The sequence below is a fragment of the Paraburkholderia sp. J10-1 genome, from assembly GCF_905220165.1.
GTDB lineage: Bacteria > Pseudomonadota > Gammaproteobacteria > Burkholderiales > Burkholderiaceae > Paraburkholderia.
This window is the reverse complement of sequence record NZ_CAJMYW010000024.1, coordinates 1-12,825: the sequence shown is the minus strand read 5'-3', so window position 1 is coordinate 12,825 and position 12,825 is coordinate 1. Positions and strand designations below refer to the sequence as shown.

Genomic DNA, 12,825 nt, shown 5'->3' with positions numbered 1-12,825 from the left:
CTTCGTTCTGGTGCCTGATTATTTTTCCGGCCACGGCCGGTACTGCACTGAGCCCGATGGCTGCCCAAGCGGCTGAATAAGCGGCTGCCTAAGCGGTCGCTGGGCGTCTCCTCATAGACCGGTCCTGAGTGTTGTCGTTATTCGAGTTTCAGGAGCCTCATGGCGTTTTGTTTCAGGATCAAAGGCTTCACTTCATCCTTGAAGCCTGCGACTTCGAAATCCCGCATCCACCGTTCTGGCGTAATGAGCGGATAGTCGCTGCCGAACAGCATGCGATCCTTCAGCAACGTGTTCGCGTATTGCACGAGCTGCGCCGGAAAATACTTCGGACTCCATCCTGAAAGATCGATCCAGACGTTGGGTCTGTGCAGGGCAAGGCTGAGCGCTTCGTCCTGCCAGGGCCAGCTAGGGTGGGCGATCACGATATCGATATCCGGAAAGTCGATCGCCACGTCCTCCAGCAGCATCGGATTCGAGTTCTGCAGACGCAATCCGCCGCCGCAACGCATGCCACTGCCGATACCCGAGTGGCCGCTGTGGAAGATCGCAGGCAGTTTGTGTTCCGCAATGACATCGTAGAGTGGCCAGGCCATGCGGTCGTACGGCAGGAAACCCTGGACGGTCGGATGAAATTTGAAGCCCTTCACACCGCATTCCTCAATCAGGCGGCGTGCCTCGCGAGCCCCCATCTTGCCTTTGTGAGGATCGATACTCGCGAATGCGATCATCATGTCGCTGTTCTTCTGCGCCGCTTCGCAGATCTCCTCGTTGGGAATGCGACGGCGGCCGATCTGGCTTTCGCTGTCCACCGTAAACATGACCAGACCGAGTTTGCGCTCCCGGTAGTAAGCGACGGTTTCGTCGATCGTCGGACGCCGGTTCGAGCCGAAGTACTTGTCGGCAGCGTGATCGTATTCTTCGGCGTAGTTGTCGAAGGGGTTCCGGCACGACACTTCAGCATGCGTATGGATGTCGATGGCGATGAGTTCGGAAGTATTCATGTCAGATTGAGTTGGTGGTGCCTGCCGTGGACAGTCGTCCGGCGGCGTAACCGATGAAGAAGTCGAGGCTGCCCGGATTGCTCATGGTTCCGGCCTTGACGGCCTTTTCCGGATCGGCGCCGAGCAGCAGCTTGCGCACTGGCAGTTCCATTTTTTTACCGGTGAGCGTGTAGGGAATTGCGTTGACCTGCACGATCGCGTCCGGCACATGGCGCGGCGAAGCGCGTGCGCGTATTGCCGCGGCAATGCGCGTGCGCAATGGATCGTCGAGCGAGACGCCCGGCGTGAGAACGACGAACAACGGCATGAACGAAGGACGGCCCAGATACTCGAGATCGACGACGAGACTGTTTTGAATCTCAGGCAGCTCTTCGACCACGGCATAGATTTCCGCGGTGCCCATGCGGATTCCATGGCGGTTGATGGTGGTGTCCGAACGACCGTAAATGACGCAGCCGCCCTCGGGTGTGAAGCGGATCCAGTCGCCATGGCGCCAGACGCCTTCAAACAGGTCGAAGTAACTGTCGCGGTAGCGCATGCCGTCGGGGTCGTTCCAGAAGAAGACGGGCATGGAAGGCATGGGTTTGGTCACGACGAGCTCACCCACTTCGCCGACTAGCGGCCGCGCGTGTTCGTCGTATGCGTAAGCCGCTACGCCGAGTTCGGCGCACTGGATTTCCCCGGCCCGCACCGGCAGGAGCGGGCAGCACGCGACGAGGCCCGCTGCGATGTCGGTGCCGCCACTGATGGAGCCCAGCCAGAGATCCTTCTTGACGGACCCGTAGACCCAGCGGAATGCGTCGAGCGGGAGTGGGGAGCCGGTCGAGTTAATCAGGCGCAACGCGTCGAACCGGCCGAGTTTCGCGGGCTCGACGGCCGCCTTCATGCAGCCGGTCAGATAGGCCGCGCCACAACCGAAATGGGTGACGCCCAGCGCGTCGATGGTTTGCCATAGCTCGTTGGCGGACGGCCAGTTCGGATTGCCGTCGTACAGCACGACGGCGGCGCCTGCCAGCAGCGCGCCGATCTGCGTGTTCCAGACGATCCATCCGGTGCTGCCGAGAAACAGCATGCGGTCACCCACGCGGACGTCGTGCTGGAGGCCGAGCGACTTGTAGTGGGTGAGCAGGATGCCGCCGTGGCCATGCACGATCGGCTTTGGCAGGCCCGTCGTGCCGGACGAATAGACGATCCAGAGCGGATGCGAAAAGGGCACGCGTTCGAAGCGCGGCGTGGCCGCGGGTGCGGGATCGACGGGCCATGGCAGGCGATCGCGCCAGCCAACCGTGCGTTGCGTGGCAAGCGGCCCCTCGACGTGGACCACGCGGCGCACGCTCGGCAGGTTGCCAAGGATCTGCTCGACCATTTCGGCGCGGTCGTGGACCTTGCCGTTGTAGCTGTAACTGTCCACGGCAAACAGGACCGTGGGCTCGATCTGGCGAAAGCGGTCGAGCACGACGGACAGACCCATGTCCGGCGAACATCCTGACCAGATCGCGCCGATGCTTGCGCAGGCGAGAAATGCGATCACGGTTTGCTCGCGGTTCGGCATGTAGGAGGCAACGCGGTCGCCCACTGTCACGCCGGATGCCGACAAGAGATCCGCCATGCGGGCCGTCTCGGCTGCGAGTGTTGCCCACGAAATCGTGCGCATCGGCCGGTTTTCCGTACGGACGATGAGCGCCGTGTCCACCGGATTGCGGCCGCGGAACATGTGTTCCGCGTAGTTGACCCGCGTGTTGGGGAACCATTGCGCGCCAGGCATCGAGGCGTTGCCGAGTACGGGCTCGACGTATCCATCTGCGACCACATCGAAATAGTCCCAGATGGAACGCCAGAACGACTCGATGTCGCTGACCGACCAGTTCCACAGCGACGCGTAATCGTCGAACCCGTCACGTCCGGACCGAATGAGCCATTGCATGTAGGCAGCAAGCCGCGTTGCGGATCGCTGCTGCGCCGAAGGCGACCAGATCAGGTCGCCTTCGGCTAGGGATGAGAGGTTTGCGTCCATACAGGAGTACCAAAGTAAAAAATGCGCTGTGCGGACCGGTTCGCATGACGCCGGTCCACGCGTTCCTGAAGCATACGGACGCACCCTTCTGCATAGAAATGAGTGTAAATACCAATTTGGACACAAAGTACAATTCGCGTTAAATTCGCTCCATCGATGCGAACGCTCCGCTTGGGTCTCTTCAGGCGAGACCGAGGCGGCTTGCATCACAAACGAACGAGACAGCGAGAACGCGATGATTGAGGCAGTACTTGAAGTGCCCGTGTTGATCGTGGGCGCGGGGCCAGCCGGCCTGGCCGCGACCCTGCTGCTGAAGCAATACGGAATTGAGGCGTTGACGGTCAATCGCTATGGCTGGACGGCCAATACGCCACGGGCCCACTACCAGAACCAGCGAGCGATCGAGATCCTGCGCGAACTCAAACTCGAGGACGAGGTGATGGCGGCTGGCATGCCTCCCGACCTGGCCCGCAACGTGGTCTGGACCGAAACACTGGCTGGCGTCGAGTTCGCGCGTATTCAGACCTATATTGCGGACAGGCAGGACGACTATCGCCGCGCGAGTCCGTGCGAGTCTTCGAACATAGCCCAGTGTCTGCTCGAGCCGATCATGGCGCGCGCGGCGCTCGAGCGCGGCGCGTCGATTCGCTGGCAGCACGAGTTCGTGGATCTGGTGCAGGATGAGAACGGTGTAACCGCAACGATCGAAGATCGCGTCGACGGGCGCCGTTATCAAGTTCGCGCCAAATACGTGATTGGAGCCGACGGTGCGCGCAGCCGGGTGGCGGAGACGCTCGGCGTGAGACATGAGGGCCAGGAGGGCTGGGCCGCGGCCGTCAACGTCTGGTTCAAGGCCGATCTCACGAAATATTGCGCCTACCGCCCCGGCATTCTCTATTGGACCAACCGCCCGGGACTCGACTTCTGGGTGGGTAGCGGCGGTTTCATCAACGTTCGCCCGTGGAACGAGTGGGTGATGTCGTTCATGTACGACCCCGCCGAGGGGATGCCGGATCTTTCTCCTGAGGCGCTCGTCGAACGCGTGCGCACGCTGGTGGGTGATCCGGAACTCGAGGTCGAGGTGCTCGCTGCGAGCCCCTGGCAGATGAACGCGCTAGTGGCCGATCGCATGCGCGTCGGCCGGGTCTTTCTCGCGGGCGACGCGGTGCATCGTCATCCGCCCTCGGGCGGGCTGGGTTCGAACACGTCGATGCAGGATGCCTACAACCTTGCGTGGAAGCTAGCCGCCGTGCTGAAGGGCGAGGCCGGCGTTGCACTGCTCGACAGTTATGAAGCAGAGCGCTTGCCGGTTGCGCGCAAGGTCGTCGCACGTTCGATGCAGAACATCGAGTACTTCGTCGAGGTGGCCAAGGCGCTCGGCTTCCGGCCGGGCCAGACGGCGGATGAAGGCTGGCGCGCGTGGGAGGGGCTCGCGGCCCAAACGGGCGAGGGAGCGCAGCGGCGGGAGGCGCTATCTGCCGCGCTGGCTCTGCAGCGCTACCACTTCGCCGCGCATGGGACCGAACTCGGTACACGTTATCTGGCAGGCGCGCTGGTTGCCGCAGAGGCGGACGAGGACAGCGAGGGCGACACCGCGATCGACCGCGAACTCCACTACGTACCACGCGCTTGCGCCGGTTCGTACCTGCCGCATGCATGGCTCGAACGCAAGGTCGATCGCACGCAGGTGTCCACGCTCGATGCGTGCCGCGCGGGCCGTTTCACGTTACTGGTCGGACACGCCGGCGCGGCCTGGCGTGCCGCTGCCGCGTCGGCCTCGGCGGCAGCGGGCTTGCCACTCGATGTGATCGAGATCGGCACCGGGCTCGAGTACCGCGATGTCGAAAACACCTGGCAGGCGCTGCGTGAGTCGGGCGACGACGGCTGCCTGCTCGTGCGTCCCGACAAGGTGGTGGCATGGCATAGCGCCGGGCTCGCAAGCGATCCGGCTCACGAACTCGAGCGGGTCGTGCGTGCCGTGCTCGCCCGCTAGACATCGCTCCGGAATCACCTGAACACCGGTAAGACACTCAGATATGAAACTGCTCAACTACATCCAGAACGGCGATCAACGCACCGGCGCGATGACCGATGCGGGCATCGTGGATTTGACCGCCATGTTGCCGGGCGCGCCCACCGAAATCGTCGAGATCCTGCATGGTGGACCCGAAGCCGTCGCGCAGGCGCGCGAATGTGTGGCCGCCGCGCGTTCGTTCGCCGATCCGGCCTCGGTTCGCATCCTCGCGCCGGTGCTCAAGCCGAACAAGTTTCTCGGCGTTGGCGGGAACTTCATGTCGCATATCGACGAGGTGCGTCACCTCGGCTTCCATGAGCCGAAGTACCCGATCTGGTTCAACAAGCAGGTGACCTGCGTGAACGGTCCATTCGATCCGATCTATGCACCGTTCGATTCGCAGGAACTCGACTACGAAGGCGAGATGGGCATCGTCATCGGCAAGCGCTGCCGGCGCGTATCTGTCGATGAGGCGGCTGGCGTGATCGCAGGGTATGTGGTCTGCAACGACGTGAGCATTCGCGAGTGGCAGATGCGCGCACCCACGGCGACGATCGGCAAGTCGTTTGACACGCATGGCCCGTTCGGCCCGTACCTCGTGACGCCGGACGAAGTGGGGGATGCGGGCGCATTGATGATCCGCACCTGGGTGAATGGCGAGTTGCGCCAGGAAGGCTCGACCGCCGAAATGATCTTCAAGGTAGCCGAACTGGTCAGCGATCTCTCGCAGCGATGCACGCTCGAGGCCGGCGATGTCCTCTCGCTCGGCTCGCCCGCCGGCGTGGGCGGCTTGCGTAATCCGCCGGCGTTCCTGAAGGCGGGCGATGTGGTGCGCGTCGAAGTGGAGAAGGTCGGCGCGATCGAGAACGTCGTCTGCGCAGAACCACGCTGACTGCAGCGCACTATTCGCGCGCTATTTCTATTGACAGGGAAAAAATGGACACGAAAGTCACCGAAGCCCAGCAAGCATTCGAGGCTAATGCCGCTCGGCTATCGCCATACAAGCTTGCGCACGTAATCTGCCTGACCGACCGGATCGACGTGATGCGCGACTGGTATGCGAAAGTGCTCAATGCAACGGTTGCGTTCGAAAACGCCAATCTCTGCTTCATGCGCTATGACGACGAGCACCATCGGATCGGCTTCATCCGCGCCGACGGGCTGCAACCCGAACCGGATGGGCTGACCCGTTCGATTCATCACTATTCGTTCACGTATCGGGATCTGGGCGAGCTGTTTGGCACTTACCTGCGTTTGCGCAGCGCGGGAATCGAGCCGTTCTGGTGCGTGAATCATGGACCGACGACGTCGATGTACTACCGCGATCCGGACGGCCACCGGGTCGAACTCCAGGTCGACAACATGACGAACGAGGAAGTCGACGCGTTTTTCGCAGCGGGTAGCTACGAGGAGAATCCGATCGGCGTGATCTTCGACCCGGACCGATGGATCGCGCGACTGCTCGAAGGGGAGCCCGCAAGTCAGCTCGCGGTGCGTGAAAAGCTTCCTGCGGGCACGACGCCGTGGGACATGATTCGCAACTGACGGGCCAGATGAGAGGTCCCAGCGCACTATGAGGGTCAGCTTGCCCGTGCCTGCTGCGTTACACTTGTGCAACGTCAGCATGCGAGAGGCAGGAATGGTGAGGGCCACACTGGATCAGGAAAGGCGGCTGGAAATTGGCCGTCAGCGGCGCGAGAAAACGCGCAACGGCATTATCGAAACGGCGTTCCAGGTCGTTCGTGAACGAGGCGCCGATGAGCCGATGCTCGAAGATTTCATCGCGGCGGCGGGCGTGGCGAAGGGGACGTTCTACAACCACTTTCCGACCAAGAGTGAGTTGTTCCATGCCTTGGGCAGTTATGTTGCGGACGCAATCGACGAACGGATCAATCTGGTCGTCGAGGGCGTGACCGATCCGGCGCACCGGATCGCGGTCGCGTGCCGGCAATTCGTCCGGCTGTGCCGGGAGAGGCCGGAGTGGGGCTGGATCCTCGTGCGGGCGATGCCGGGTGCTCATGCCGGATGGAGCAAGGATATGCAGCGCGGCGTCCTGGCCGACGTCAGAGCCGGCGTGAAGCAGGGCATGTTCGCGGTGCCGTCGGTGCAGGTTGCCGTCGTGATGGGGATGGGGGCGCTTGCCATGGCAATTCAGACCGTGTTGCTGGAGAAGACAACGGCGCGGTTTGGGGAGGACGTGGCAGAGATGACGCTGCGGGCCATGGGTATGGATCTGGACGAGGCAAAGCGGATTGCTCATCTTCCGATCGATTTGAAGTAGTTTCATCGGGACAGGATTCGAACGCTGTTCCGTAAGCTGGCTATGTAGCATTACTAATTAATTGCCATAAAAAACCAGGTGAACGTTATTTTGAAAAGAACGATACGGAGACAACGATGACAGATGCAACCGGAGAAAACGTCCGGCTCTCAAGAAGCAGCATTGCCGCACTGCTGGTCGCCCACTGTGCGGGCATGATTGATCTGGTGGCGTTGCCGCTCTGGATCGGTGTGCTGATTGCGCAATACCGTTTCGATCCGCAACAGGCTGGGGGCGTCGTCACGTTGTTCCTGGCGGGCGTTGTCGTCGCGAGTGCAGTGACGGCACCGTTGTTCGCGCGTGCCAAGGTCCGGCTCATGGTTCCGGCCGGATTTGCGGCTGCGGGTGTGCTTTTCGGTGTCTGTGCATCGGTCTTCGTGTTTCCGGCCATCGCCGGGCTGCATTTCCTGGCTGGTCTCTGCGTGGGCGTCAGTTTGAGTCTCACGCACGGAACAATGGGCCGAACCGGCAACCCGCACCGCCTGTTCGGTAGCGCCATGGCGGCGATGGGTGCCTTCGGGCTCGTCTTCCTGTTCGTCGCCGGAGCGATCCTGAAGCTCGGCGGTCCCGGCGCTTTGTTCTACCTGTTCCTGGCTGTCATGCTCGTGGCCACGCTCGTCACCGTGCGCGCGTTTCCTGTGCGCTCGGGGGCGTCGAATGCAACGCCTGAGGCGACGGGCAAGATGCCCCGCATCGTGTGGTTCGGCGTTCTGGGTATCGTCTGCATGAATCTTGTGCAGTCGATGGTGTTCAGTTTTCTCGAGCGCATTGGTGTTGCGCGTGGTATTGCCCAGGAGCACATCGTGCTGCTGCTGATGCTCGTTGGCGTCGCGAACGTCATCACTTCGGTGATCGCCGCGCTCTCCGAGCGCCGCTTCAACCCCAGGACCGTGCTATTTCTTGGTCCCGTGTGTCAGGGTGGCTTCGCGGCAATCGTCACGCTAGGTGCGTCCATCCCGGCGTATTTCGGTGCAGCCGTGTTGTTCGTCTCGTGCCTCGTGATGGCCCACACGTTCGTGTTCGGAATCATCGCGAAACTCGATTGCTCGGGGCGTGCAGTTGCCGCTACTCCGGCGATGATGATGATCGGCTCGGCGCTTGGCCCGATTCTGGCCGGTACGCTTGTGAAGGTCGTGGGCTTCAGTGGACTTGGGTTTGCCGCTATTGCAGTCGACGGTGTGGCAATGCTGGTACTCGCTGCACTCGCGTTGTCTGTTGCTCACCGCAGTTCAGGAACGGCACCAGCCATGAGCGGGTCGGGTTGATACATTTCCTGACTCTATTGAAACTTATCCGCCGAAACTATTGGCACGCTCTTCGCCCCTTTGCGCGATGCTCAGGGAGTCGCGTTTCCGTATACGTTCGCGAACGTTATATGAAAATTCGATAATTTCTTATACGTCAACTTTGCATCGTAAGATACATCATGGCGTATCTCGCAACTAACCGTCCGACCGGCAGCTTGCAGCAGACATTCAGCTGAACCGCCGCGGACCGCGCGGCAATCAGTACGTCTCGAATCTTGAAGTTAGCGTCACAACTACTTCGATTCGAATACCTAAGCAATTGCGAGGGTATGGCGACTGCCAGAGGATGGAAAGACTCACGGGCACGATTTACATCACTGACCTACTACGGGCGAGATAAGATAAGAAGGCAATTATCTCAATGGCAGAGTTTCACGTCGATTTCCGAAGAAAACTCTATCCGCACGCACAAAAGCAGCGAATGTGTTGCTGGCTCGTCGAGCGCGGGCGAGGCGAACGTCGCCGCATCGAGCGGTGGCTATGGTCAAGGTCGAGGGACGCGCGCAGGCCGCTCTCAAGGAGGATAGGCGCATCGCTTCCCCCAGTGTTGGAGGAAGCGAAGGCTTGAGATCACTCCGCTACGGGCATCGAGAACTCGGCACCCTTTTCGGTGCTTTCCGGCCAGCGCTGCATGATCGACTTCTGCTTCGTATAGAAGCGCACGCCTTCTTCGCCATAAGCGTGCATGTCGCCAAAGAGGCTGCGCTTCCAGCCGCCAAAGCCGTGCCATGCCATTGGCACCGGAATCGGCACGTTGATGCCCACCATCCCCACTTCGATCTGGCGGCCGAATTCACGTGCCACGTGGCCGTCTCGCGTGTAACAGGCCACGCCGTTGCCGAACTCGTGGTCGTTGATCAACTGCACAGCCTCGGCGAAGTCCTTCACGCGGACGCAGGCGAGCACCGGCCCGAAGATCTCTTCCTTGTAGATCCGCATCTCGGGCGTGACATTGTCGAACAGCGTGCCGCCCGTAAAGAAGCCATTCTCATGGCCGGGCACCTTCAGGCCGCGCCCGTCGGCCACGAGCTTCGCGCCTTCCTCCACGCCGGTCGCGATATAGCCTTCGATGCGCTCGAGCGCCTGCTTCGTTACGATCGGGCCCATTTCCGCGTCGGCTTCCATGCCGTTCTTGATGACTAGGCTCTTCGCGCGTTCAGCCAGGCGCGGCACAATCTTGTCAGCCACGTCGCCCACCAGCACAGCCACCGAGATCGCCATGCAGCGCTCGCCCGCTGAGCCGTAGCCTGCTCCGATGAGCGCATCAACGGTCTTGTCGAGGTCCGCATCGGGCATCACGACCATGTGGTTCTTCGCGCCGCCGAGCGCTTGCACGCGCTTGCCGTGCTTTGCACCAGTCCCGTAGATGTAGTTCGCGATCGGCGTGGAGCCCACGAAGCTGACTGCCTTCACGTCGCGGTGTGCGAGGAGGGCGTCAACCACCACCTTGTCGCCCTGTACGACGTTGAACACGCCGTCGGGCAGGCCGGCTTCCTTGAGCAAGCGCGCCATGAAGAGCGAAGCCGAAGGATCGCGTTCGCTAGGCTTGAGGATGAACGTGCAGCCCGCGGCGAGCGCCACCGGGAACATCCAGCAGGGCACCATGCAGGGGAAGTTGAACGGCGTGATGCCGGCCACCACGCCCAGCGGCTGGCGCACGGTCCAGTTATCCATGCCCGTGGAAACCTGTTCGGTGTAGTCGCCCTTGAGTAGTTGCGGAATGCCGCAGGCATATTCGATCACATCGATACCACGCGCCACTTCGCCCCGCGCGTCGGACAACACCTTGCCATGCTCGGCCGTGATGATCGCCGCAAGTTCGTCAGCGTGACGATTCATCAGCCCGAGAAAACGCAGCATGACGCGCGCGCGGCGAATCGGCGGCGTGTCGCGCCACTTCGGGAACGCGGCTTTCGCGCTCGCCACGGCCGCGTCGACATCGGCACCTTCGCCCAGCACGAGGCGGCGTGCGGCGGCGCCGGTCGCGGGGTTGAAGACCGCTTGCGTGCGCTCGCCGGCGCCACGGGCGGTCTTGCCGCCAATGAAGTGAGCCACGTCTGCGGTATCAATAAAAGGTTGCATTTCGTCTCCTCGGCAATGGTTGATGATCACCAGTGTACGAAGCCTGGAAATACATGAAAAGAGACCGCGACTGAAATGATTGTTTACGTATACGAACAATCATCGGTCGAGCACGTAAAAAATAGAAAGGGCAACGAACGTGCCATGATCGGCGATTAACTCGCGTAAGCAGGTCTCAGGCGTATCCGCGCGACGACTGAACGGATGGGATGGACGAGTGGTAGGTGCCGTCGAGCACGTCTTCGGTACGCTCAAGCACTGGATGGGTCCTGCACACTTCCTGACCCGAACGCTCGCACGATGGGCGCGGTAAGAACCCTGAAGGCCGTGAAGTTGGCTGGGAGCTAAAGCCCCGAGGGGTGTTGTTGTGCTCGTGACATTCGACTCTTCAAACTCACCGTAAAAAAGTTTGACCGGTCCGGTCATGAATTGTTCACGCGGTAGAAAAATACGTTTCGACACGCCCTGGACCCACTTCGGCCGTTGAAACTAGCTGGACATGAACGCTGGTTTCAGAGGTCCAGCGTTCATCCACGCGTGCGTGCTGTCCGTCAAGTCATCGGCCCAAACTGCCGCCGCTCGTCGCAGCAAGACGAGATCGTTCGGCGGAGCCTTCGAAAGCCTTCGCGACCCAGCGAGGCGCCCCATGCTGCCTCGCGCGTCACGTCTTTTTGTTGTGCTTGGACTGCCACTGCGTCATAAAGGCAATCTCCTCCTTTTGTGCCTTGATGATTTTTTTCGCCAGCGCCTTCATTTGGGGATCTTTGCCGTACTTGAGCTCGACTTCGGCTTGATCCACCGCTCCCTGATGATGCGGGATCATGTGCGCCACAAAGTCCGCGTCTGTATCTCCGGTGTATCCGGGTGCGCTCATGTTTTTCATCATCTTTGCCGCGTTGTTCTCAAAGGCCGACGTCGGCGCAGACAGCGGCCCACCGGTTTCCGCAGGCGTATCCATTTTTCCAGCAGACATGTTCATCTGCCCATTTGCCATGGCAGTGGCTTGCTGCGCGCTCGCGTTGAGTGCGATGCCACACAACACGATTCCGACGTTGATCGAGAGGACGGTGAGTAAATGGTTGACTTTCATCTGAATGTGCCCAATAGGTGGATAACTGGATCGTTAGCGGGCGACTGCGCTCCTAATCAGGCCCCGCGTATTGATCATCACCCTTCCTATCGTTGGAAGGTCAAGCGTCCAGGGACCAGCGCACACTTTTGCAGAAACCGAGACTTGTAATTGCGCGAAGGGCTGCTTTGCCTGACAACTTATCGGATCGAATCCGTACCTGAATGGCCGGTATTTAGGCGCTCGAGACGTTCGAATGGCAAAGTCGACGCGCCGGCCAGCGTCCGAAAGTGGCCGACCAGCGCCCCGCGACCGGGCTCGGTGATCGCCTAGGGCGCGGCTCTCATGCAAAAGCATGAGCGGAAGTCTGTATTCGAGACTCAGTGCCGCAGAGCGGTCTGTCGAGTTACCACGTGACGTGGAGGCTTCGTTCCTGTGTGCGTGCCCCGACTCACTGCGACTAGGTGCAAGAGGCTTCAGTCTCAACCTCTCGTGACGAACCCGGCCATCGGCGAGCCCGCATCGAGGATGAAGCCTTCGCAAACGGGCCAGTTAACGAACGATGTCGGCCGCATAGAACTAACGAACTCAACCAGCAGCTAGAGGAGGGAGCAAGGTTGCGCGTGAGTGAGCCGAAACATCACTTCCCATTGGAAGACAGTATGGAGCACTCGATACTCGTCGCCGGCGGAATTGGCATCAGGCCAATTATCAGTATGGCTGATAAGCTCGCTGATTCCGGTCGTTCCTTCGAACTCCATTACTGCGTAAGAACTTGCAATAAAGCTGCCTTCCTGGAAGAACTCACAAGGGAGAGATTCTGTTCGGCAGTGAGATTGCACGTTGACGACGAACCGGATCAAAAGTTCGATGCAGAGTCGATTTCCAAACATGCTCCGGGGCGTAACAGACGTGCGCCGCCCATCTGCCAGATGCCGACTTTGTGGTTGACCGCCCCGGCGGGCCGCCAAACGCGTGGCTTTAATTGTTCGTACGGTCTGGTGCGCATCGTGGGGGC

At 60.8% G+C, this 12,825-nt stretch carries 9 protein-coding genes and 1 pseudogene; 6 read left to right on the top strand and 4 right to left on the bottom strand.

Annotation, left to right across the window (positions count from 1 at the left end):
• Nucleotides 1-137 precede the first annotated feature (137 nt).
• A complete protein-coding gene (locus tag U5A65_RS36845) occupies nt 138-1,001 on the bottom strand; it encodes an amidohydrolase family protein (RefSeq protein WP_321949313.1) in 864 nt (287 codons plus the stop codon).
• A gap of 1 nt (nt 1,002) precedes the next feature.
• The gene (locus U5A65_RS36840) at nt 1,003-3,015 is read right to left on the bottom strand and encodes an acetoacetate--CoA ligase (protein WP_321949312.1); all 2,013 of its coding nucleotides are present in this window, start codon (nt 3,013-3,015) and stop codon (nt 1,003-1,005) included.
• A 235-nt stretch (nt 3,016-3,250) separates the two neighbouring features.
• Here U5A65_RS36840 and U5A65_RS36835 point away from each other — a divergent pair, with 235 nt between their 5' ends.
• From U5A65_RS36835 to U5A65_RS36815, 5 genes are all read left to right on the top strand, one after another.
• On the top strand, nt 3,251-5,008 hold the full coding sequence (locus U5A65_RS36835; RefSeq protein WP_321949311.1) for an FAD-dependent monooxygenase: 1,758 nt from the start codon (nt 3,251-3,253) through the stop codon (nt 5,006-5,008).
• Nucleotides 5,009-5,051: 43 nt separating this feature from the next.
• Nucleotides 5,052-5,921 (top strand): fumarylacetoacetate hydrolase family protein, encoded by an 870-nt coding sequence (locus U5A65_RS36830; protein ID WP_321949310.1) that lies wholly within the window; start codon nt 5,052-5,054, stop codon nt 5,919-5,921.
• 44 nt (nt 5,922-5,965) lie between these two features.
• A complete protein-coding gene (locus U5A65_RS36825) occupies nt 5,966-6,574 on the top strand; it encodes a VOC family protein (RefSeq protein ID WP_321949309.1) in 609 nt (202 codons plus the stop codon).
• 94 nt (nt 6,575-6,668) lie between these two features.
• Nucleotides 6,669-7,310: a TetR/AcrR family transcriptional regulator gene (locus U5A65_RS36820; RefSeq protein WP_321949308.1), complete on the top strand. Its 642-nt coding sequence runs from the start codon at nt 6,669-6,671 to the stop codon at nt 7,308-7,310.
• A gap of 116 nt (nt 7,311-7,426) precedes the next feature.
• The gene (locus U5A65_RS36815; protein WP_321949307.1) at nt 7,427-8,614 is read left to right on the top strand and encodes an MFS transporter; all 1,188 of its coding nucleotides are present in this window, start codon (nt 7,427-7,429) and stop codon (nt 8,612-8,614) included.
• A gap of 612 nt (nt 8,615-9,226) precedes the next feature.
• Here the strand turns inward: U5A65_RS36815 and U5A65_RS36810 are convergent.
• Nucleotides 9,227-10,738 (bottom strand): CoA-acylating methylmalonate-semialdehyde dehydrogenase, encoded by a 1,512-nt coding sequence (locus U5A65_RS36810; protein ID WP_321917244.1) that lies wholly within the window; start codon nt 10,736-10,738, stop codon nt 9,227-9,229.
• A 661-nt stretch (nt 10,739-11,399) separates the two neighbouring features.
• Nucleotides 11,400-11,828 carry a DUF305 domain-containing protein gene (locus tag U5A65_RS36805; RefSeq protein ID WP_321917242.1) on the bottom strand — a complete coding sequence of 143 codons (429 nt, stop codon included), beginning with the start codon at nt 11,826-11,828 and terminating at the stop codon, nt 11,400-11,402.
• Between the two features lie 602 nt (nt 11,829-12,430).
• Between U5A65_RS36805 and U5A65_RS36800 the strand changes: the two are divergent.
• Nucleotides 12,431-12,825: pseudogene (locus U5A65_RS36800) on the top strand (hypothetical protein); the annotation flags it as partial.